The 21,770-nt window shown below is 60.9% G+C and carries 20 protein-coding genes; 7 read left to right on the top strand and 13 right to left on the bottom strand.

What is annotated here, in order from left to right:
* Positions 1-263: 263 nt before the first annotated feature.
* From thrC to SynM161_RS11940, 3 genes are all read right to left on the bottom strand, one after another.
* Positions 264-1,322 (bottom strand): threonine synthase, encoded by a 1,059-nt coding sequence (gene thrC / locus SynM161_RS11950; protein ID WP_186542692.1) that lies wholly within the window; start codon positions 1,320-1,322, stop codon positions 264-266.
* Between the two features lie 101 nt (positions 1,323-1,423).
* Positions 1,424-2,005 (bottom strand): alpha/beta hydrolase, encoded by a 582-nt coding sequence (locus tag SynM161_RS11945; RefSeq protein ID WP_186541585.1) that lies wholly within the window; start codon positions 2,003-2,005, stop codon positions 1,424-1,426.
* Positions 2,006-2,029: 24 nt separating this feature from the next.
* A complete protein-coding gene (locus SynM161_RS11940; protein ID WP_186541584.1) occupies positions 2,030-3,889 on the bottom strand; it encodes an AarF/ABC1/UbiB kinase family protein in 1,860 nt (619 codons plus the stop codon).
* Positions 3,890-3,966: 77 nt separating this feature from the next.
* Here SynM161_RS11940 and recN point away from each other — a divergent pair, with 77 nt between their 5' ends.
* From recN to SynM161_RS11925, 3 genes are read left to right on the top strand one after another with little or no spacing between them, the layout of a single operon-like run.
* Positions 3,967-5,649 (top strand): DNA repair protein RecN, encoded by a 1,683-nt coding sequence (gene recN, locus SynM161_RS11935; RefSeq protein ID WP_186541583.1) that lies wholly within the window; start codon positions 3,967-3,969, stop codon positions 5,647-5,649.
* A gap of 45 nt (positions 5,650-5,694) precedes the next feature.
* A complete protein-coding gene (uvrA, locus tag SynM161_RS11930; protein ID WP_186541582.1) occupies positions 5,695-8,658 on the top strand; it encodes an excinuclease ABC subunit UvrA in 2,964 nt (987 codons plus the stop codon).
* Entirely contained in the window at positions 8,658-10,154 is a 1,497-nt protein-coding gene (locus SynM161_RS11925) for an alpha/beta fold hydrolase (RefSeq protein ID WP_186541581.1), read from the top strand. The genes uvrA and SynM161_RS11925 overlap by 1 nt, the downstream gene beginning before the upstream one ends.
* Before the next feature lie 77 nt (positions 10,155-10,231).
* Here the strand turns inward: SynM161_RS11925 and SynM161_RS11920 are convergent, their stop codons facing one another.
* On the bottom strand, positions 10,232-10,381 hold the full coding sequence (locus tag SynM161_RS11920) for a hypothetical protein (protein WP_186542696.1): 150 nt from the start codon (positions 10,379-10,381) through the stop codon (positions 10,232-10,234).
* Between SynM161_RS11920 and SynM161_RS11915 the strand changes: the two genes are divergently transcribed.
* Complete coding sequence (locus SynM161_RS11915) at positions 10,361-12,484, top strand: HAD family hydrolase (RefSeq protein WP_186541580.1); 2,124 nt, start codon at positions 10,361-10,363, stop codon at positions 12,482-12,484. The two genes, SynM161_RS11920 and SynM161_RS11915, sit on opposite strands and share 21 nt — an antisense overlap.
* Here the strand turns inward: SynM161_RS11915 and purT are convergent.
* The 5 genes from purT to SynM161_RS11890 form a co-directional block, all read right to left on the bottom strand.
* A complete protein-coding gene (gene purT / locus SynM161_RS11910) occupies positions 12,470-13,648 on the bottom strand; it encodes a formate-dependent phosphoribosylglycinamide formyltransferase (RefSeq protein ID WP_186541579.1) in 1,179 nt (392 codons plus the stop codon). The genes SynM161_RS11915 and purT overlap by 15 nt on opposite strands.
* A 205-nt stretch (positions 13,649-13,853) precedes the next feature.
* A complete protein-coding gene (locus SynM161_RS11905; protein ID WP_170951322.1) occupies positions 13,854-14,021 on the bottom strand; it encodes a hypothetical protein in 168 nt (55 codons plus the stop codon).
* Positions 14,021-14,269 (bottom strand): hypothetical protein, encoded by a 249-nt coding sequence (locus tag SynM161_RS11900; RefSeq protein WP_115009741.1) that lies wholly within the window; start codon positions 14,267-14,269, stop codon positions 14,021-14,023. Before SynM161_RS11900 ends, SynM161_RS11905 begins: the two co-directional genes overlap by 1 nt.
* A gap of 305 nt (positions 14,270-14,574) precedes the next feature.
* Positions 14,575-15,609, bottom strand: a complete 1,035-nt coding sequence (mraY, locus tag SynM161_RS11895; RefSeq protein WP_255441811.1) for a phospho-N-acetylmuramoyl-pentapeptide-transferase — start codon at positions 15,607-15,609, stop codon at positions 14,575-14,577.
* A gap of 137 nt (positions 15,610-15,746) precedes the next feature.
* Entirely contained in the window at positions 15,747-16,016 is a 270-nt protein-coding gene (locus SynM161_RS11890; protein WP_114988803.1) for a DUF3134 domain-containing protein, read from the bottom strand.
* A 152-nt stretch (positions 16,017-16,168) separates the two neighbouring features.
* Here SynM161_RS11890 and SynM161_RS11885 point away from each other — a divergent pair, with 152 nt between their 5' ends.
* Both SynM161_RS11885 and SynM161_RS11880 read left to right on the top strand, forming a co-directional pair.
* Complete coding sequence (locus SynM161_RS11885) at positions 16,169-16,309, top strand: hypothetical protein (RefSeq protein WP_170950503.1); 141 nt, start codon at positions 16,169-16,171, stop codon at positions 16,307-16,309.
* Positions 16,309-17,520 (top strand): argininosuccinate synthase, encoded by a 1,212-nt coding sequence (locus SynM161_RS11880; protein WP_186541577.1) that lies wholly within the window; start codon positions 16,309-16,311, stop codon positions 17,518-17,520. The genes SynM161_RS11885 and SynM161_RS11880 overlap by 1 nt, the downstream gene beginning before the upstream one ends.
* On the opposite strand, the gene SynM161_RS11875 is transcribed toward SynM161_RS11880, so the two are convergent.
* From SynM161_RS11875 to SynM161_RS11860, 4 genes are all read right to left on the bottom strand, one after another.
* Positions 17,512-17,859 (bottom strand): hypothetical protein, encoded by a 348-nt coding sequence (locus SynM161_RS11875; RefSeq protein WP_186541576.1) that lies wholly within the window; start codon positions 17,857-17,859, stop codon positions 17,512-17,514. The genes SynM161_RS11880 and SynM161_RS11875 overlap by 9 nt on opposite strands.
* Positions 17,860-17,900: 41 nt before the next feature.
* Positions 17,901-18,275 carry a 30S ribosomal protein S6 gene (rpsF, locus tag SynM161_RS11870; protein ID WP_186541575.1) on the bottom strand — a complete coding sequence of 125 codons (375 nt, stop codon included), beginning with the start codon at positions 18,273-18,275 and terminating at the stop codon, positions 17,901-17,903.
* Positions 18,276-18,355: 80 nt separating this feature from the next.
* Positions 18,356-18,832 carry a Tic20 family protein gene (locus SynM161_RS11865; RefSeq protein ID WP_115009744.1) on the bottom strand — a complete coding sequence of 159 codons (477 nt, stop codon included), beginning with the start codon at positions 18,830-18,832 and terminating at the stop codon, positions 18,356-18,358.
* Between the two features lie 25 nt (positions 18,833-18,857).
* The gene (locus tag SynM161_RS11860) at positions 18,858-19,727 is read right to left on the bottom strand and encodes a shikimate dehydrogenase (protein ID WP_186542691.1); all 870 of its coding nucleotides are present in this window, start codon (positions 19,725-19,727) and stop codon (positions 18,858-18,860) included.
* A gap of 116 nt (positions 19,728-19,843) precedes the next feature.
* Between SynM161_RS11860 and dnaK the strand changes: the two genes are divergently transcribed.
* A complete protein-coding gene (gene dnaK, locus SynM161_RS11855) occupies positions 19,844-21,757 on the top strand; it encodes a molecular chaperone DnaK (protein WP_186541574.1) in 1,914 nt (637 codons plus the stop codon).
* The last annotated feature ends 13 nt before the right edge of the window (positions 21,758-21,770 follow it).

Raw genomic sequence — 21,770 nt, 5'->3', positions numbered from 1 at the left:
AACCCAGCACTCATCACAGTTCTCGATGAGCCAGGGCTGAGGAGAATTTTTCACAGGATGGGGAGTGAGGCTTCGTTTTCCACCTCTTCACAGCGGGTGGAAAACTCGCGCGACAAACGGGTGGACAGTTCTCGGTTGTTTTCCACAACGTGTTGGGATGGTTTTCGGGCGTCTTCCGCAGCCGCTTTGTCGGTTGGTTTTGTCTTACGGCCACAAAAAAGCCCCCTGACGGGGGCAGAAGTGCGTTGATGCAAGGCAGTTTGTCAGAAGCCCATCACACTGGCGACGGTGCCCAGATCAGGATTGAGGTCGGTGTGGAAGGCGGCGTCGTTGTTGCTGATGGCGCAGTCGGGATCCTTGAGGCCGTTGCCGGTCAGAACGCAGACCACCGTGGCGCCGGCTGGCACTTCATCTTTGCGCTTGAGCAGTCCTGCCACAGAGGCAGCGCTGGCGGGTTCACAGAAGATTCCCTCCTGGCCGCCTAGAAGCTTGTAGGCCGAGATGATTTCCGCGTCGGTCACATCCAGGAACGCGCCATTGCTGGCTTCGCGAGCTGCCAGGGCTTTGGCTCGGTTGACCGGGTTGCCAATGCGAATGGCGGTGGCGATGGTTTCGGGGTCCGTCACCGTGGTGTTGTTCACCAGTGGGGCGGATCCGCTGGCCTGGAATCCCATCATTCGGGGCAGGCTGCGGCTCCGGCCGGCCTGTTGATATTCCTGGAAACCCATCCAATAGGCGGTGATGTTTCCGGCGTTGCCCATGGGAATGCACAGCCAGTCGGGTGCATCACCGAGGGCATCCACGATTTCGAAGGCCGCCGTTTTCTGGCCCTGCAGCCGGTAGGGATTCACCGAGTTCACGAGGGTGACGGGATACCTCTCTGCCGCTTCGCGAACGATGTCGAGGGCGCGGTCGAAGTTGCCGCGGATCGCCAACACCTCAGCGCCGTACACCAGCGCCTGAGCCAGTTTTCCCTGGGCGACATAGCCATCCGGGATCAAGACGAAGGCACGCATCCCACCCCGCCTGGCATAGGCCGCAGCCGCAGCACTGGTGTTGCCCGTGCTGGCACAAATCACCGCTTCACAACCGGCTTCCTTGGCTTTGCTGATGGCCATGGTCATTCCCCGGTCCTTGAAGGACCCTGTGGGGTTCAGGCCGTCGTATTTCACGAACACCTTCACGCCCTTGCCGATCTGTTCCGCAACCGATGGCACGGGGATCAGAGGGGTGGCGCCTTCACGCAGGCTGATCACGGGCGTCGCATCGCTGACGGGCAGCCAGTTGCGATAAGCCTCAATCAGTCCAGGCCAGTCCTGCATCACAGGGGTGGCAGTGAAACGCCGACGGAGGTTCTGAAACAGGGACACCGGCTGGGATGGGGGGATTGCCGGAATCTAGGCGGCGTCCGTTCAGGGCTTGGTCAGGGTTGCGCTTCCTTCAATCCGTCCAAGGGGGAGTCGGAGAAAAACTGCACCAGACCGGCGATGGATTCCGCTTTTTCGATTACTCCAAACAGAGCCGGAAGATTCACGGCCATGACGGCATTGGGGTAGCCCCTCAAAAAGCTCACTGCCGTGAGGCCATCTTCGCTCTGCAATCCACTGATCACTCCGGCGCGGATCGCCGGAACACTCACCTCAGGTTCCGGTGTGTAGATCGGATGAATGATGCGTGCAACACGACGCAGGATGGCCTCACCGATCCGTGTGTTGATCAGACGGCTTGTGAGCACCAAGGGAAGATCGAGGCTCTGGTTGAGCATCTGCGCCACCTCGGTGGGGTCCTGCCCGGAGAGCTCCAGCAGATCCTCCAGCAGACCGGTGGCATTACCGGTTTCGGCCAGGTGTTCGATTTCTTTTACTGGAATGGAGCGGCGGAAGGCACCACTCACCAGGGCGACCTCCGTAGCGGCATGTAGAGGTTGCATGACGCAGCTCAAACTCAGCCCAAGCCCTGCCGCCATGGCCAGCAAAGAGGATCGAGCGAAGGGCTTGGGGAGCATCACGCTGAAGGTGTTGGCCGGAAGTTAGGCCGGAACTCCAGCAGCGACCCGCACCAAGCGGACAACTCCCCGTTCGGCCAGCCCCTGAGCCACCTTGAAGCCCATGCGCCGGGTGTCTGGTTCATTGAGCACCCTTGGCATTCGACGCAGCAGAAGCTCAGGTGTGAATCCCGGCAACGATTGCAACACCTGGATCAACTCCCGCACCGGCTCCAGTTGCATCAGTGGATCGGAGAGCCCGGGAGGTGTCTGGCCAATGGCGGATGGTTGCAGTCGTTTGGGGAGGCGTCGACCCAGGCGTTGCATCGTTGACCAACCCAGAGCATCCAGCCGATCAACTGTGGCGGTCACCAGTTGATCCCGAAGCAATCCTGCCTTGGGTGAGAACAGGAAGTCGAGCAGTTGATCGAGCAAGGCCTCCAGATCCAGCTGGGCCTGGCTTGCAGCGCTGGAGACCAGATTTTCCAGACGGGTCCAACGGAAGGCGTCTCCGTCGAACAGCATCTCCTTGAGGCTTTGACGCAGCTGGGGATCGGGATCCTCCATCAGTCGCCTGGCGAAGTATGGGTAGGCAGCACCGAGGATCTTGAAGTTCGGATCCACACTCAGGGCGATGCCCTCCAGGGTGACCAGCGACCGAATGATCAGGGCGTAGTAAGGCGGCACCCGAAAGGGGAATTTGTACATCACACCTGACATGTCGTCGGTGACCGCTTTGAAATCCATGCGGTTGACGCCGGCCTCCAGGGCCTGGCTGAACACCTTCTCAAAGGCGGGAACAATTGGTTCCAGGTTCACGTCTTCCGCTAGGAATCCCAGGGTGACGAAATCTTTGGAGAGCTTCCCGAAGTTTCGGTTCACCAGATGAACCACCGCCTGAATCAAGCCGGTTCGTGACTCGCGGCTGACTTCGCTCATCATCCCGAAGTCGAGATAACAGAGGCGACCGTCCTCCAAAGCCAGGAGATTGCCGGGGTGGGGATCCGCATGGAAGAAGCCATGCTCCAGCAACTGTTGAAGGCTGCAGTTCACACCCACTTCCACCATGTCGTCCGGGTCCACACCGAGCTCGCGAACCGCATCGAGGTTGGTGAGCTTGACGCCATCGATCCACTCCATCGTCAGCACCCGGCGGCTGGTGGCGTTGCGATAGATCGTCGGAACAGCGATGCGAGGGTTGTGTTGGTGCAGCTCAGCGAAGGTCTCGGCGTTCGAGGCCTCGTTGAGGTAGTCCATCTCTTCGAACACCCGTCGCCCCAGTTCGTCGATCAAGGCGACGAGGTCGCTGCGGATCAATCCGATGTTGCTGTTCAACCAGGCGGCGATGTTGCGCACGATGTACAGATCCAGGGTGATCTGTTCGCGCAGCCCCGGGCGCTGCACCTTCACCGCCACCCGAGCGCCACCCTTAAGGGTTCCCTTGTGCACCTGACCCAAGGAGGCGGCTGAGATCGGTTTCCGGTCCAGCTGCTCGAAGATGTCATCGACCGCTGCGCCCAGGTCTTCCTCGATGCAGGCCATGGCGAGGCCGCTGTCGAAGCCGGGCAGTTGGTCCTGGAGCTGGGCCAGTTCCTCCAGCAGCAGCGGGGGGACGATGTCCGGTCGGGTGGAGAGGGCCTGGCCGGCCTTGATGAAGGCGGGACCAAGATCCACGAGAAGCTCAGCGCATTCGCGAGCTCGAGCCCGGGCCCGTTCCTCATCCTTCAGCAACTGGAAGATCCAGTCGAAGGCGACGCCCAGCAGCAATAGGCCGATGGGTACGAGGGTTTGCCAGAGCCGGCGGATCAGCCGTTGGGGATGGCCGGCATAGATACGTGTGATGGCGGCGGGGTCGTACTCGAGCAACCCCGCGGCTTCGATGAAATCCCCGAGCTCCTGCGCCATCAATTCATCGGGATGTCCGACACCCCTTCTAAACGAACCAAGCTGCCGCTACGGTCGGCATCATCACAGGGCTGGACGTGCTCACCGGTCTGCTGCTGCAGAACATCGCTCTGATTGAGAGTCTTGAACTGGAGTTCAGCTCGGGTTTCACGGTGCTCACCGGTGAGACCGGCGCCGGTAAATCGATTCTTCTTGATGCCCTCGATGCGGTGCTGGGTGGAGCGCAGGGTTCCAGCGGCGTTCGTTTGCTGCGGACGGGTTCGGATCGCTCCAGGATCGAGGCTGCATTTCAACTCAACCCAGCCCTGGAGCAGTGGTTGATTGCGGCGGAGTTTGATCCCGAAGAGGAGCTTCTGATCAGCCGCGAATGGAAACGGCAGGAGGGTGATCGTTACTCCAGTCGCTGTCGGCTGAATGGCAGCACGGTGAACCGTCAGCAGTTGCTTGAGCTCAGGCCGTTGTTGATTGATCTCACGGTTCAGGGACAGACCCAGCTGTTGTCGCGGGCGGGGCAGCAACGGCTCTGGCTTGATCGTCTCGGTGGATCTGCATTGGCTGAGCTCAAAGTTCAGGTGGCTGATGCCTGGACCGAATGGCGCCAGGCTGCAGATGCCCTGACAGCACTTGAGCAGGAGCAGCAGCGCTCCGAACAGGAGCAGGCTGAACAGGAAGAGCAGTTGGAGCAGCTGCAAGCTGCCGATCTCGACGACCCGGACGAGCAGCAGAGGCTGGAACAGGATCAAGACCGCCTCGTCCATGGCGTGAGGCTGCTGGAGGGTTTGGCCTTGCTGTTTGGGCGTCTCCGCGACGGTGTGGATCAGGCGCCTTCCCTGCAGGATCATTTTGCGGCGTGCATCCAGGAGCTGCAGGCCATGGCGCAGCTGGATGGTTCGCTTGAGCCCCTGCGTGATCAGGCGCTGGATCTCGAAGCAGGTGTGGACGGTTTGTTGCGCTCCCTCGATCAATACGGTCTGGCGCTGGAGAGCGATCCAGACCAGCTGGAGCGGATTCAGGACCGTCTGTCGGTCTTAAAACGGCTGCAGCGCCGTTACGGCCTTGATCTGGCCGGTTTGATTCAGCGGCGCGATGAGCTGCTTCATCGTTTGGGATCGGAAGGCTTCGCGGCGGATCTCGCCCGCCTGCAACAGGCCGAAACCGTCCGTCGCCAGACGCGTGATCAGGCCAATGCGGCCCTGCGTCGCGAGCGGTTTAAGGCGGCGGAGGCCTTAGAGGCCTCGTTGCTGAAGCTGTTGCCACCCATGCGCCTGGCCAACGTGCGTTTCAAGGTGGATCTCACCCCCTGTGATCCGGCTGAGCATGGGGCGGACGCTGTTCAATTCCTGTTCTCCGCCAATCCCGGCCAACCGATGGCACCGCTAACGGAGGTGGCCTCTGGCGGTGAGATGTCCCGTTTTCTGCTTGCGCTCAAGACCACCCTTGCCGCGGTGGATGGGTCCAGCACGCTGTTGTTCGATGAAATCGATGCTGGCGTCAGTGGACGCGTCAGTGGAGCCATGGCCGATTTGCTTCAGACCCTGGCCCGTCAGCGACAGGTGTTCTGCGTCACCCACCAACCGCTTGTGGCAGCCGTTGCTGACCACCATTTCCGGGTGAGCAAGCATGTGGAAGATGGCATCACCCATTCGCGAGTGTCCCGACTGCGGGACACTCAGGAACGCCGCCAGGAGCTCGCAGATCTCGCTGGTGGCGATCAGGCTGATGCCTATGCAGCGAGCCTGCTGGACCAGCGAACAGCTTGAAGGTTTGAGTTCTTCCTAAGCTCTTGAGCTTTCCAACGGGTCCTGATGGCGCGAGCTGCTGCCAAGATCGCTAACTCAGCTGGCCCGCTGGCGACTCAGGACGATGTGATTCGAGTGAGGGGTGCGCGGCAGCACAACCTCAAGAACGTCGACGTAACCATCCCGCGCAACAAGCTGGTGGTGTTCACCGGGGTGAGTGGCAGCGGCAAGAGTTCACTTGCCTTCGACACGATCTTTGCCGAGGGACAGCGCCGCTACGTCGAAAGTCTTTCGGCCTATGCCCGCCAGTTTCTGGGGCAGGTGGACAAGCCCGATGTCGATGCCATCGAGGGCCTGTCTCCGGCGATTTCGATTGATCAGAAATCCACCAGTCACAACCCGCGCTCCACGGTGGGCACGGTCACGGAGATTCAGGACTATCTCCGTCTGCTGTTCGGCCGCGCCGGAGAGCCCCACTGCCCCAAGTGTGGCCGTTCGATCAAGCCGCAGAGCATCGACGAAATGGTCGATCAGATCCTTCTGCTGCCGGAGGGAACCCGCTATCAGCTGTTGGCGCCGGTGGTGCGCGGCAAGAAGGGCACCCACACCAAGTTGATCAGTGGTTTGGCGGCCGAAGGTTTCGCCCGGGTGCGCATCAACGGTGAGGTGCGCGAGCTGGCCGACAACATCGAGCTCGACAAGAACCACACCCACAACATTGAGGTGGTGGTCGATCGTCTTGTGGCCCGTGAGGGGATCCAGGAACGGCTGACCGATTCATTGCGTACGGCCCTCAAACGCGGCGATGGTCTGGCGTTGGTGGAGGTGGTTCCCAAGAAAGGGGAGGAGCTTCCCGACGGCGTTGAACGGGAGCGTCTCTACTCCGAAAACTTCGCCTGCCCTGTTCATGGCGCTGTGATGGAGGAGCTGTCTCCGCGGCTGTTTTCGTTCAACAGCCCTTACGGCGCCTGTGAGGCCTGCCATGGCATCGGCCATCTGCGCAAATTCACCGTGGACCGGGTGATTCCGGATCCAACTCAGCCGGTGTATTCCGCAGTCGCTCCCTGGGCCGAGAAGGACAACAGCTACTACTTCTCGTTGCTTTATTCGGTGGGTGAGGCCTTCGGCTTCGAGATCAAGACCCCATGGAATGAGCTCACGGATGAGCAGCGGGATGTGCTGCTTAATGGGAGCCGCGAACCGATTCTGATCCAGGCCGACAGCCGTTACCGCAAAGGCAAAGGCGGATACACCCGACCCTTCGAAGGCATCCTCCCGATCCTCGAGCGGCAGCTCCGTGATGCCAGTGGCGAGTCGCAGCGCCAGAAGCTGGAGAAATATCTGGAGTTGGTGCCCTGTGCCAGCTGTGCTGGTCAGCGGCTTCGTCCCGAGGCCCTGGCGGTGAAGGTGGGGCCGTATCGGATTCCAGAACTCACGGCCGTCAGCGTCGGTCAGACCCTGGAACGGATCGAAAAACTGATGGGTGTGGGGGCTCATGAGGGTTCAGAGCCTTTGCTGAATCCCCGTCAGATCCAGATCGGTGATCTGGTGCTCAGGGAAATCCGCCTTCGTTTGAAATTCCTGCTTGATGTTGGTCTCGACTATCTGAGCCTGGACCGACCGGCGATGACGCTCTCCGGTGGTGAAGCTCAGCGCATCCGCCTGGCGACTCAGATCGGTGCTGGTCTCACCGGGGTGCTGTACGTGCTGGATGAGCCGAGCATTGGTTTGCATCAGCGGGACAACGACCGTCTCCTGAACACCTTGGTGCGGCTTCGGGATCTCGGAAACACTCTGGTGGTGGTGGAACACGATGAAGACACCATCCGTGCTGCCGATCACGTGGTGGACATCGGCCCTGGTGCTGGCGTCCATGGGGGCCACATCGTTGCGGAGGGAAGTTTCGATGACCTGGTGGCCAGCAGCGAATCCCTTACCGGCGCTTACCTGAGTGGCCGTCGCTCGATTCCAACGCCGGCCGAACGCCGCGAGAGCGGTTCGCGCTCACTCAAGTTGATCGATTGCAACCGCAACAACCTCAAGAACGTTTCGGTTGAGTTTCCCTTGGGCCGGTTGGTGTCCGTCACCGGGGTGAGTGGCAGCGGCAAGAGCACCCTGGTGAATGAGCTTCTGCATCCCGCCCTGGAGAACGGCTTGGGTCTGAAGGTGCCCTTTCCGCAGGGTCTGGGGGAGTTGCGGGGGTTGAAGTCGATCGACAAGGTGATCGTCATCGATCAGAGCCCGATTGGACGCACGCCCCGCTCCAATCCAGCCACCTACACCGGTGCCTTTGATCCGATCCGTCAGGTGTTTGCCGCCACGGTGGAGGCCAAGGCCCGCGGTTACCAGGTGGGTCAGTTCAGCTTCAACGTGAAGGGTGGCCGCTGTGAGGCTTGCCGTGGCCAGGGCGTGAACGTGATTGAGATGAACTTCCTGCCGGATGTGTACGTCCAGTGCGACGTCTGCAAGGGCGCCCGGTTCAACCGCGAAACCCTGCAGGTGAAATACAAGGGCTACACCATCGCGGATGTGCTGCAGATGACGGTGGAGCAGGCCGCTGAGGTGTTTGATGCCATCCCTCAGGCGGCTGATCGCTTGCGCACTTTGGTGGATGTGGGCCTGGGCTACGTGAAGCTCGGCCAGCCGGCGCCAACCCTTTCGGGGGGTGAGGCCCAGCGGGTGAAGCTGGCGACGGAGCTGTCACGGCGGGCCACTGGAAAGACCCTTTATCTAATTGATGAGCCCACGACCGGCCTCAGCTTCTATGACGTGCACAAGCTGATGGATGTGATGCAGCGGTTGGTGGACAAGGGCAACTCGATTATCTGCATCGAGCACAATCTTGACGTGATCCGTTGCAGCGACTGGATTATTGATCTCGGCCCTGAGGGTGGTGACAAAGGTGGCGAGATCCTGGTTACCGGCACTCCAGAAGAGGTCGCCCAGCACCCCACCAGTCATACCGGCCGCTACCTGGCTCGAGTTTTGGAGCAGCATCCACCAGAACTCCCCGTTTCCCTGGCGGCTTGATGGCCCGACTTCGCACCCACCTGGCGGCTCTGGCGTTTGGCATGTCACTGGCGCTTGGTGGGGGCCCCGCTTCAGCTTTGGAGCGGTTCGTGTTGCGTCTGCCGTTTCTGGAGACGCAGATCACGATCAACTTCGCTGACGGTGAGTCGGCTGAACAACTGATTCAGGCCAGTCCGGATCTGCAGGATCTGGAATTGGCCAGTGGAGGCAAGTTGTTGCCGCTGCTGCGCCAGGTGTTCCTTATGCCGCTGCCCCTGGAGACCAAGGCATTGCTGGCGGGATCGACCGGTCAACCGCTGCTGGAGCAGGCCCTCCATGCGGCGACGCAGGTTGTGTCTCTCGAGGGGGTTGAGCTGGACGACAGCGGGCGGATGCTGACCGAAGCCTTGATTCGTGCTGAACGCCGGGGGCAACCCAACATTCTTGGCTTTTTGAGGGAGTTGCCTGGAGAGCAGGCATCGATCGATTTATCCCGCCTCGCTGAGGTGGCCAACCGGCTTAAAACCAATCTTGAGGAGGGGGTTGCCTTGGCCCGTTCCCTTGAGGCTGCATCTGTGACGGCTGATCTGCGGGAGCCACTGCGCTCCGGTTGGTCCCGTGAGGTTGTTCAGGTGTCCGTTCCCCATCGGCCCAAACCCTTGCGGGTTCTGACGCTTCAGCCTGCAGCGCCAGCTAACGGACGTTTGGTCGTGATTTCCCACGGGCTCTGGGACGATCCGGAATCCTTTGAAGGTTGGGCTGAGGTGCTAGCCGCCCATGGCTACACCGTGCTGCTGCCAGACCACCTCGGCAGTGATTTCAATCAGCAGAAGGCGATGCTTGCTGGTGATGCGCCGCCGCCTGGGCCTGAAGAGTTGCGGCTTCGGCCCCTGGATGTTTCCGCTTTGTTGGATGCCATCAGTTCAGGCCGTCTTCTGCCTGGGGCCAGGTTGAACACCGATGCCGTTGCGGTGGTGGGTCACTCCTGGGGAGCCACCACCACGCTTCAACTGGCCGGTGGTATTCCAACTGATCGACAACTCAAATCCCGTTGCAGTGACCTCAAGGATCCGGAGCGCAACATCAGCTGGGTGCTCCAATGCAGTTGGCTCTCGGGGGTGAATCAAGCCGCTGTTGCTGATCCAAGGGTCAAGGCTGTTGTGGCCGTCAGCCCGCCCTTGCGTCTGTTGTTCGACGGCAGTCGCTTGGAGAGGCTTCCAGCCAAGTTGTTGTTGATCAGCGGTACCCGCGATTGGGTGGTGCCTTCGGGTCCGGAAGCGATCGCTCCGATGCGTGAGAGCAAGGCCGCGCGCTTGGGTCACCGCCTGGTGTTGGTGCAGGGTGCAGACCACTTCAGCCTTCGCAGTTTTCGCGGTGAGCCGTCCCCGGCACAGGTTGGGCCGGTCATCCTTGGCTGGATCAACGAGCAGCTCGAGGTGGATGGCGCCGTCAGCTTCTCTGGGGGTGGTTGGGGTGACGAGCGGGGCAGCCTTGTCGACGTCAGCGACCGCCTCTGACGTTGCTGGCTTGTTACAACAGGCTGAGCCTTTAACTGTTGTCCATACAGCTCAGATCCATTGCACGACAACACAACTCAGCTTTCTTGCTCGGTTTGATTTGCAGCTCTTCTAAGGTTTTTTTCATTTTTTATCCCTTCTTCCGCCTCTAAAGAAAAAACAACGGCACCGAATCTGCGTCCCGTTGTTGTTTGTGAGTGGAGCGAATGGGGATCCGGTTGTTGCATCTGCACCTTCACGGTCTGTTTCGTTCCCATGAGCTCGAACTGGGGCGGGATGCTGATACCGGTGGTCAGACCCTGTATGTGCTGGAGCTCGTGCGCAGCCTGGCGCAGCGGGCGGAGGTTGAGCAGGTTGATGTGGTCACCCGCCTGATTCAGGACCGTCGGGTCGATCTCGATTACAGCCAACGGGTCGAAGCCATTGCTCCAGGGGCCCGCATCCTGCGCTTTCCTTTTGGTCCCAAGCGGTATCTGCGCAAGGAGTTGCTTTGGCCCCATCTCGAGGAGCTGGCTGATCAGCTGGTGGAACATCTGAGCCAGCCCGGCCAGAGGGTCGATTGGATTCATGCTCATTACGCCGATGCCGGTCTGGTGGGTGCTCTCGTCAGTCAGCGGTTGGGCATTCCGCTTGTTTTTACGGGTCATTCCCTCGGCCGGGAGAAACAGCGTCGTCTCCTGGCTGGTGGCTTGGATCGCTCTCAACTTGAGCAGACCTATGCCATCAGCCGGCGCATTGACGCCGAAGAGCGTGCTCTCGCCCAGGCGGATCTGGTGATCACCAGCACCCGTCAGGAGGCGGATCAGCAGTACTGCCGCTACGGCCACTTTCAGACGGATCAGGCGGCGGTGGTGCCCCCTGGCGTTGATGCTTCCCGGTTCCATCCCCACGGTTCATCGCAGGAATGCTCCGCGTTGCAAAGCCTGTTGCAGCCTTTCCTCAGGGAGCCGGATCGTCCGCCCCTGCTGGCGATTTCCCGTGCGGTGCGGCGCAAGAACATTCCCGCTCTGGTGGAAGCCTTTGGTCAGTCGCCGGTGCTGCGGCAGCGTCACAACCTGGTGCTTGTGCTGGGCTGTCGGGATGACCCGCGTGAGCTCGAGAAGCAGCAGCGCGATGTGCTCCAGCAGGTGTTCGATCTGGTGGATCGCTTTGATCTCTATGGCCAGGTGGCCTATCCCAAACAACACAGCCGTGCCCAGATTCCTGCCCTTTATCGCTGGGCGGCGCGCCGTGGGGGGCTGTTTGTGAACCCGGCGTTGACCGAACCCTTCGGACTCACCCTTCTGGAGGCCGCGGCCTGTGGTTTGCCGATGGTGGCTACCGACGATGGCGGTCCACGGGACATCCAACACCGTTGCGACAACGGTCTTCTGGCGGACGTCACCGATCCCGGAGCACTTCAGGAGGCCCTGGAATTGGCCGGCAGTGATCGCTCCCGTTGGCGCCGTTGGAGTGACAACGGGGTTGAGGCCATCAGTCGGCACTTCAGCTGGGATGCCCATGTGTGTCAGTACCTCGCCCTGATGCAGCAGAAAGTTCGCGTGTCACCAGTGCGTGGAATGTCGGTGGTGCGGCGGCCCAGCCCCGTCTCCAGGCTGTTGGCGCTGGATCTCGACAGCTGCTTGGAGCTGCCGGAGGAACGCTCCCTTGCGCATCTGCGCGATCGGCTTCAGGCCGAACCCTTCGCCGCGTCGACAGGCTTGGTGATTCTCACGGGGCGGTCGCTGGATCAGGCGCGTCAGCGCTACCAGGAGTTGCATCTTCCCGAACCCAAGGCCTGGATCTGCCGGGCTGGAACCGAGATTCACCACAGCTCGGATCGCGTGGAAGATCCCGTGTGGGCGAAGCGCATCAGCCAAGCCTGGGATCGCGAGGCTGTGCTCGCAGCGATGGGTCAACTCGAGGAACACCTTCAGCTTCAGGACCCGGATCATCAGAGTCCCTTCAAGGTCAGCTACCTGTTGCGTGCTTCCAACCGCAGCCTGATTGGTTTGGCCCGTCAGTGCCTGCGCCGCCATGGTCTGCAGGCGGAACCTCAGCTCCGTTGCCATTGGTTTCTGGATGTTCTTCCCCAGCGCGCGTCCCGCAGTGAGGCCATCCGTTTTCTGGCCCAGTCCTGGCAGCTCCCTCTGCAGCAGGTTCTGGTGGTGGCCAGTCAGCAGGGGGATGGAGAGTTGCTGGATGGTTTGCCTGCCACCGTGGTTCCTGCGGATCACGATCCCTGCCTGTTGGGCCAACGGACCCAGCAGCGGGTGTACGTCTCGAAACGCCCCAGTGTTGGAGCCGTGCTGGATGGCTTAACCCACTACCGATTTTCAGGCAGCCGTTGATCCTGGAATCACGGTCACACAGGCGGCTGCCCTGTCGGCCTTTGCTTGTGCTTCCTTCCGATCTCCTCCCCTTGCCAGGGCCACACCCATGCGTCGACCGGGGCGGGCTGTGGGCTTGCCGAACAGCAGCACTTGGGTGTCAGCTTCCGTGAGCGCTTGTTCGACCCCTTCAAAAGCCACGGAGTCCATGTTCGTTTGGGCCAGGATCACGCGGCTGGCGGCCGCATCAGCTGCCGTGATGGTGGGGATCGGCAGACCGAGAACAGCACGCAGATGCAGTTCGAACTCGCTCAGGTTCTGGCTGATCAGGGTCACCAGGCCAGTGTCGTGCGGCCGGGGCGACAGTTCAGAAAAAATCACCTCATCGCCACAGAGGAAAAACTCCACCCCGAACAGACCGGCACCGCCCAGGTTGTCGGTGACGGTTTTGGCCATGGCCTGGGCCTGACGCAGTTGTTGGTCGCTGAGTTGAGCGGGCTGCCAGCTGCATTGATAGTCCCCTCCTTCCTGTTCGTGGCCGATCGGCGCACAGAACAGGGTTTCGCCATTGCGCTGACGGATGGTGAGCAGGGTGATCTCCAGATCGAAATGAAGAAATTCCTCCACGATCACCTGGGTTGAGGTGCCCCGTGCACCGGCCATGGCGGCCTCCCAGGCCTTGGGCAGATCGTCTGCACAGGTCACCACGCTCTGGCCTTTGCCGGAGGAACTCATCACCGGTTTCACCACGACGGGCCAGCCCAGTGGTTCCGCCACTGCCGTGAGTTCCTCAGCACTGGAGGCATAGGCGAAGCGGGCGGTGCGGAGACCGAGTTCGCCGGCCGCCAGGTCGCGGATGCGGTCTCGGTTCATCGTGACGGCCGTCGCGCGGGCCGTGGGAATCACGGTGATCCCTTCTTGTTCGAGTTCCGCCAGGGCATGCACGGCGAGTGCTTCGATCTCCGGGATCACCACGTCGGGTTGGTGGCGCCTGACCACCTCCAGCAAGGCATCGGCATCGGTCATCGGCAGCACTTCGGCCACGTCCGCTACCTGCATGGCCGGGGCAGCGGCATAGCGATCGCAGGCGATCACCCGGCAGCCAAGCCGTTGGGCAGCAATGGCCACCTCCTTGCCCAGCTCCCCGCTGCCCAGCAGCATCACGGTGCGTGGAAACGACGGCATGGTGATCTTTGAATGGCCTGCCTGCATCATCAATCAACGCAAGTCCTGAGACTTTCCGCAGCCTGGGTTGCAGCGCCTGATCTCCCGCTAGGTCAAGGATGCGTTCTCCTGGACGTGCTTGAGAGCCCCAGTGCAGAGCAGCTGAAATCGATGGAGCAAACGCCTCAATGGCGTCAGCGCTCGGTGGAAGCGAGCCGCTGAGGGCTCAATTCGAATCGGTGCTGCTCTGACGGCGCACTTCGCCGATCAGCCAAACGCCCATGAATCCAAGCGACGACACACCGAAATAGATCAGCACCCACCGAAGAACCCGATCAGGATCGGCAGCGGCGCTGGCGAGCAGCTCAGCGGTTTTGGCAAGCAGGTTGTCCATCAGTTCTGAAGATCGGGGATCAGCGTGAGTTGGCGAACCGGTGATTCTTCGCTGACGAAACCCCAGGCTTCAAACACGGTGGGATCGGGATGCGTGATGCGCTGCTCCGTTCCCTGGCGTTCCAGTTGGAACCCCTCGCTTGACATGCGCCGCATCAAACTCGCCGACTCCTCAAAGCGGGCAGCCATCGCCTCGAGGCTTGAGCAGTCAGCGGTGAGACCGGATTCACGCCAGGTGAAGTAGGTCATCCTGCCTTGCCGCCTCAAAACATGACTTTAAGGGATGTGAGCGGTGCAAAGCGTTCGTTCTGGATATCAAAAATCCTGTGAGTACCGACTGTGTCGTTCAGGCCTCCCTTCATTCAGGGAACTGTGTTGTGGTCACTCCAAATTCTTAAAAACGTCGGTCTTTTTTTGCATCGGTGTCAACTTTTCTCAGACGTATTGATTTTGTGCGGGGGAAACCAAGTTCAACTTCATTGACGATCTGAATCACTGCATCCTTCAGCCCACTTCAAAGTCATAGTCCTCAGGATTGGATCAAAGATCAGCGCTCAGGGACGCAGCACCAGTCCCAGAAGTACAAGCCCTGCTGTGGCGAGCCAGAACGCAGGCACCACGCTTCGTTCATTGGTGCCGCCCAGCTCAAAGTGGTGATGCAGCGGCGCCATGCGGAACACGCGTCGCCCCTGACCATCAGGTCCTTTCGTGGCCTTGAACACCCAAACCTGGATGATCACGGAGAGGGATTCCGCGACGAAGACGCCTCCCATCACCAGCAGGGGCCAGAGGCTGTTGGACAACAGAGCCACACCGCTGAGGGCGGCTCCCATCGCCAGGGACCCTGTGTCGCCCATGAAGGCCCGAGCTGGGTTTCGGTTGTGCACCAGAAACCCAAGCCATGCCCCGGCCATGGTCATGCAGAAGCCAGCCAAGGCGGGATCTCCGTTGTCTCCCCGGAGCATCAGTTGAAGTGCCAGACCGGTAAACACCAGTGCTCCGCAGCCGCTGGCCAAGCCATCCAGGCCATCGGTGAGGTTGGTGGCGTTGCTCTCCGCCAGAACGACAAACAGCCCCAGCGGCCAGATCAGAAGACCTAGGGGCAGTTCAAGGCCAAAGGGCAGGGCAATGCTGCTGCTGATCCAGCCCTGCCAGGCAGCGATGGCCAGAAAGGTTGCGGCTGCCATGGCTTGCAGCAGCAATTTTCCTCGCGCCGTCAGGCCAGCATTGGTGTGTTTGGTGAGGCTGCTCCAGTCATCGATGCCGCCGATCAGCATGAACGCCAGGGTCAGGGCTGCCAGGCTGAGCAGTTGTTGTGACGCCACGGCGTCCCGTGTGATCAGGCTCCCGAGAATGACCCCGACGGGAACCACCAGAAGGCCCCCCATCGTTGGCGTTCCCGCCTTGCTCTGATGGGCTTTGGGGCCTTCCTCACGGATGAATTGCCCCATCTTCAAGCGCCGCAGAAGGGGAATGCCCAAGGCTGCAGTCGCTGTTGCGCAGACCGCTGAAATCAAGAGCGGCAGGCTCAGTTGCGCATTGGTGATCCACTTGTCGGCTGCAAAGCTGGTCATCAAGACCACCAGCATCAGCAAGCTGGCACTCAATGAGCCGTTCTCCCACCAAGGACGGCGGTTCGAATCCGTGGATTGCAAAGCTGCACTGGACTGATCGCTGGGACCCTAGGTGAGTCGCTCAGTGGCGACCAGTCAGTGCTTGGGGAACGTCAGTCCTCCCACTGCTCCTCGTTTTGCTCGTCGTCCTTGTTGTAATCCTCTTTCTCACCCATGAGCGCGGAGAGTTCCTCCTCTTCGACGGTGCTCACTTCAGGTGAACCGGATTCTTCGTCGGCAACGAGACGGCCGCTGGTTTCCAGCCAAGACAGAAGGTCAGGCTCCTCACGCAGGGGCAGCACGGGTGCAGGGTCGCGGCGCCCGTAGCGGGTGAGGGACGGGTTGACGCTGTCCAGGGCGTTTGAATCAACCAGAGCGCTCATGCAGGGAGGGACGCGGGCCAATCAACCAAGATAGACCATGTGCTGTTTTTGATCCCCCACTGAACAAATCTGCGCTGCTCGTTCTTCTATGGGGTCTGGCCCTGATCATCAGCTTTGGTCTGCATTGGTGGGGTTTGCAGCGGCCTGAACCGTTGCAGACCTCCTGGACCCTGGCGCTGCTGCTGGTCTTTGTCCCGGCTGCAGCATTGGCTGCATGGTTGCTTGCGGCTTCTCCACAGGTGGCGACCGGCGAGACGAGAGAATCAGATGATTGTGATCAGGAGACCCATTGATGGGCCGCGCCAAGAAGGTGGTACTCGCCTATTCCGGGGGAGTGGATACCAGTGTCTGCATCCCATACCTCAAGCAGGAATGGGGTGTTGAGGATGTGATCACCTTTGCCGCTGATCTCGGCCAGGGCGATGAGCTGGAGCCGATTCGTCAGAAAGCGCTGGATGCGGGTGCCAGTCAGTCGCTGGTGGGAGATCTGATTCAGCCCTTCATCAAGGATTTCGCTTTTCCGGCGATTCGTGCCAACGCCCTCTACGAAGGCCGTTACCCCCTCTCCACGGCCCTGGCGAGGCCTCTGATCGCGAAGCGCCTGGTGGAGGTGGCCCGGGAAGTGGGTGCCGATGCTGTCGCCCATGGATGCACAGGCAAGGGCAATGATCAGGTGCGTTTCGATGTGGCCATCGCTGCGTTGGCACCGGACCTCAAGGTGCTCACCCCAGCCCGTGAGTGGGGCATGAGCCGTGAGGAGACCATCGCCTACGGCGAACGCTTTGGTCTGCCCGCACCGGTGAGCAAGAAGTCGCCTTACTCGATCGATCTCAATCTGCTGGGCCGCAGCATTGAAGCCGGACCCCTTGAAGACCCGATGGTGGCTCCGCCGGAGGAGGTGTTTGCGATGACGCGATCGGTGGAGGAGGCTCCGGATGCCTCTGAAGAGATCGAGATTGCCTTTGAAGCAGGCAATCCTGTGGCGATCAACGGTCAGCAGCTGGACCCGGTGGCTTTGATCCGTGAAGCCAACCGCCTGGCGGGCACCCATGGCATCGGCCGTCTCGACATGATCGAGAACCGTGTGGTGGGGATCAAATCCCGGGAGATCTACGAAACGCCTGGCCTTTTACTGTTGATCCAGGCCCACCAGGAACTGGAAAGCCTGACCCTGGCCGCCGATGTGCTGCGCAGCAAGCGGCAATTGGAAATGCAGTGGGCCGATCTCGTCTACCAGGGCCTTTGGTTTGGCCCTCTCAAGGATGCTCTGGACGGCTTCATGGACCGCACCCAGACCACTGTCAATGGTGTCGTTCGTCTCCGGCTGCACAAAGGAACGGCCACGGTCACCGGCCGCGGTTCAGCCGACAGCAGCCTGTACGTCCCCGAAATGGCGTCCTACGGCAGTGAGGATCAGTTCGATCACCGCGCTGCAGAGGGCTTTATCTACGTCTGGGGTCTGCCGACCCGACTCTGGTCAGCATCCCAGCGCCGTTCAAGCTGAGCGCTGCCGCTTCTGCAGGAAGTTGAGAAGCCTCAGGCCCGGAAAACGCACAACGTTGTCCGGTTCTGAGCTTCCAGGCAGGGCTGGCTGAGGCCGTTCGATCTGGTCTTGATCAACCTGTTCAGCCAGCAGTTGATAAAGCTCCATCAACGGCTCAAGCCGCTGTTGGAAACGTCGTTCAAAGACGTCCGGAAGTTCGGCCAGAAGCTCGTTGTAGGCCTCGATCTCGCCCTCGAGCTCGGAAATTCTCTGTTTCAGCAACCGAATCACTTCAGCGTCGCCATGACGCTCGTTCCAAACAGGTTCGGTTGGTTGAGGGTGGTCGTGTTTCGAATCCATGGGCGGACGGTATCGCCCACCCACGAATCCAACAATGCTGATCAGTCAGCTGATGCAGCGGTTTCGGCCTGTTGCTGTTGAGCAGCTTCGCTGCCCGGCATCACCCGAGGTGCGGGAAGGGGACCTTCCTGCTTCACGGTCAGATAGCGGATCACATCCTCACTGAGGCGCATTGCCTTCTCGAGAACAGCAACGTGCTGGCCATCGCCGTTGTGGCTCAGTTGCACGTAAATGCCTTCCTTGTGCTTCGCAATCGGATAGGCCAGACGGCGCTTGCCACGCATCTGGTTGTCCAGCACGTCGGCACCAGCTTCCACGAGCATGTCGCGGTACTTGGTGAGATGGCTTTCAACTTCCTCCTCCGGAATGTCCGGACGAAGGATGTACATGGTTTCGTAATACGGATCGTGCGTCATGGGCAGCACCGAAGGGGCATCAGGCTCACCGAAGTGAGCGACGGATCCAACACCATATCCCCTGGCGTGCCCACGAAGCTTCAGTAGAGCTGCATGCGTACGGCCTGGCTGATGCCGGGCAGATCCGGTTCGCGACCGCGCCAGCACTCCACCAGGGCGAACAGAAGGATCGCCAGCACCGCCACCACAACCGTGCTGGACAGGGTGCTCAGCAGCAGGCTGCCTCCGGCAATCGGTTGGAGAAGGATCCCAAACGCGAAGCTCAGCACAACGATGACGATGTCGGTGAGCAGGGCCTGCAGGGTGTTGAAGCGCAGGAAGTAGGGAACGGCCGGATTCCGCACCACCGCAAGAAACAGCACGAAGAACAGCAGCAGGCCACCGAAGGGAACCCCACGATCCAATTGGATTAGCGGCACTGCAGGAACGATCAGCAGCCTCAGCAACGGGATCTGGTTGAACACACCGTCAGCCCCGAGGCCAAAGGGAATGGCGTCACTCCAGGGGAGCAGGTACACCAGCGGTGCAAGAAGCCGCTGCCAGAGGGGAATCTGCACGGTGGAGCTATGGATTGTTGGGACCTTAGGTCGCAAGAGCAGTTGTGGCGGCGCTGCGCATCGCCGCGACAGGAACGTCGTCGCGTCCACTCCAGAGCCGCAGAGAGGCAGCGCCCTGCTGCACCAGCATCTCGAGACCATCGATGCAGCGGTGGCCCCGTTGTTGCCCAGCGGCGAGCCAGCTGGTGGGCCTTGGTGTGTAGATCAGGTCGTACAACACCGCTTCTCCGTTCAGGTTTGTCCAGAGCTCGGCCCCCAGTGGCATCGCCTCGGGGTCACCGTGCTGGGTCATGCCCACCGGGGTGGTGTTCACCACGAGAGCCGCTTGAGCCACGTTCTCGTTGAGCTGAACAGCGGTGTCGAGACAGGCCGTCAGGGGGGCGTGGCTCTGCTGCAGATCAGTGATGAAGGCTTGCAGTGCCTCGCTGCGCCGTCCCACAACGGTGATGCTGCTGAGGTTCAGGGTCTGCAGACCGGCGACCACGGCTCGAGCTGATCCGCCGCAGCCGATCACCACGGCATGGCGTCCGGCCCAGGCGTCGTTGGCACCGAGGGGTGCCAGAAAGCCCTCCACATCGGTGTTGGTGCCGAACCAGCCACCACCCGCTCCCGGAATCAGGGTGTTGACGGCACCGAGCCGTTTCGCCAGTGGGCTCAGCTCCTCGCAGAGCTCGGCGATGGCTTGTTTGTGGGGGATGGTGACGTTGAGGCCTTGGCAGCCCACGGCCCTCAGACCCTTCAGCACTTCATCAAGGTTTTCGCTTGTGCAGGGCAGGGCCAGGTAGCGCCAGTTGAGCCCCATGCTTTCGATGGCGGCGTTCTGCATCACCGGCGAAAGCGAGTGGCGCACTGGATTGCCAAGCAGGCCCACAAGGCTGGTGTCGCCGTTGATCATTGCCAGGGCCGGATCGCTCCACCAGCCTGCCTGTTCGGGAACCACACCTCGCCTGTCACCGGGTCTGCTGTGGAGGATGAGCCCATTCAAATCACCATTTCTGGAGGTGGGCACCGATGGGCAAGGTTGTCGGCATTGACCTTGGCACCACGAACAGCTGTGTTTCCGTGATGGAGGGCGGCAAGCCCACCGTGATCGCGAACGCCGAGGGCTTCCGCACCACGCCCTCCGTGGTTGCTTACACCAAGAACCAGGATCAGCTGGTGGGTCAGATCGCCAAACGTCAGGCGGTGATGAACCCGGATAACACCTTCTATTCCGTCAAGCGTTTCATCGGCCGTCGGGTTGATGAGGTGAACGAGGAATCGAAAGAGGTGAGCTACGGCGTCGCAAAGGCCGGCTCCAACGTGAAGGTGAAGTGCCCGGTTCTCGACAAGCAATTTGCGCCTGAAGAGGTGTCCGCCCAGGTGCTGCGCAAGCTGGCCGAGGACGCCGGTAAGTACCTCGGTGAAACCGTCAGCCAAGCGGTGATTACCGTTCCCGCCTACTTCAACGACTCCCAGCGCCAGGCCACCAAGGACGCCGGCAAGATCGCTGGCCTTGAGGTGCTGCGCATCATCAACGAGCCCACCGCTGCGGCTCTGGCCTACGGCCTCGACAAGAAGAGCAACGAGCGCATCCTGGTCTTCGACCTGGGCGGTGGCACCTTCGACGTGTCCGTTCTGGAAGTTGGCGACGGCGTGTTTGAGGTGTTGTCCACCGCTGGTGACACGCACCTCGGTGGTGACGATTTCGACAAGGTGATTGTTGATCACCTGGCCGAGACCTTCAAATCCAACGAAGGCATCGATCTGCGTCAGGACAAGCAGGCCCTGCAGCGCCTCACCGAAGCCGCTGAAAAAGCCAAGGTGGAGCTGTCCAACGCCACCCAGAGCGAGATCAACCTGCCGTTCATCACGGCCACGCCTGAGGGTCCCAAGCACCTGGATCTCACCCTCACCCGCGCCAAGTTCGAGGAACTGGCCTCCAAGCTGATCGACCGCTGCGCCATGCCTGTGGAGCAGGCGCTCAAGGACGCCAAGCTCTCCTCCGGCGAGCTGGACGAAATCGTGATGGTGGGTGGTTCCACCCGCATTCCGGCCGTGCTCGAACTGGTGAAGCGCATCACCGGCAAAGACCCCAACCAGACGGTGAACCCCGATGAGGTGGTGGCTGTTGGTGCTGCCATTCAGGGCGGTGTGCTGGCCGGGGAGGTGAAGGACATCCTTCTGCTCGACGTCACGCCCCTCTCCCTGGGTGTGGAGACTCTCGGCGGTGTGATGACCAAGATGATCACCCGCAACACCACGGTTCCCACCAAGAAGACCGAGACCTACTCCACGGCTGTGGATGGTCAGACCAACGTGGAAATTCACGTGCTCCAGGGTGAGCGCGAGATGGCATCCGACAACAAGTCCCTTGGAACCTTCCGTCTCGATGGCATCCCCCCGGCTCCCCGGGGCGTGCCTCAGATCGAAGTGACCTTCGACATCGACGCCAACGGCATCCTCAGCGTCACCGCCAAGGACAAGGGCAGCGGCAAGGAGCAGTCCATCTCGATCACCGGTGCGTCGACCCTCTCGGATTCTGAGGTCGACAAGATGGTCAAGGACGCCGAGGCCAATGCCAGCGCTGACAAGGAGAAGCGCGAAAAGATCGACCTCAAGAACCAGGCCGAAACCCTCGTCTACCAGGCTGAAAAGCAGATGGGAGAACTGGGCGACAAGGTTGACGCCGACGCCAAGGCGAAGCTGGAGGAGAAGCGCCTCAAGCTCAAGGAAGCCACCGAGAAGGACGACTACGACGCGATGAAGACCCTGCTGGAGGAACTGCAGCAGGAGCTCTACACCGTGGGCGCTTCCGTTTATCAGCAGGAAGGGGCTGCAGCTGGTGCTAGCGCGCCTGGCGCTGATGCCGGTGCCGGAGCCAACGCCGGTGGTGGCGATGCCAGTGACGACGTCATCGACGCGGAGTTCACCGAGACCAAGTGATCGGTTGATTCCC

The organism is Synechococcus sp. M16.1, from assembly GCF_014279895.1.
Taxonomy (GTDB): Bacteria; Cyanobacteriota; Cyanobacteriia; order PCC-6307; family Cyanobiaceae; genus Parasynechococcus.
This window is presented reverse-complemented; position numbering and strand designations above follow the sequence as displayed.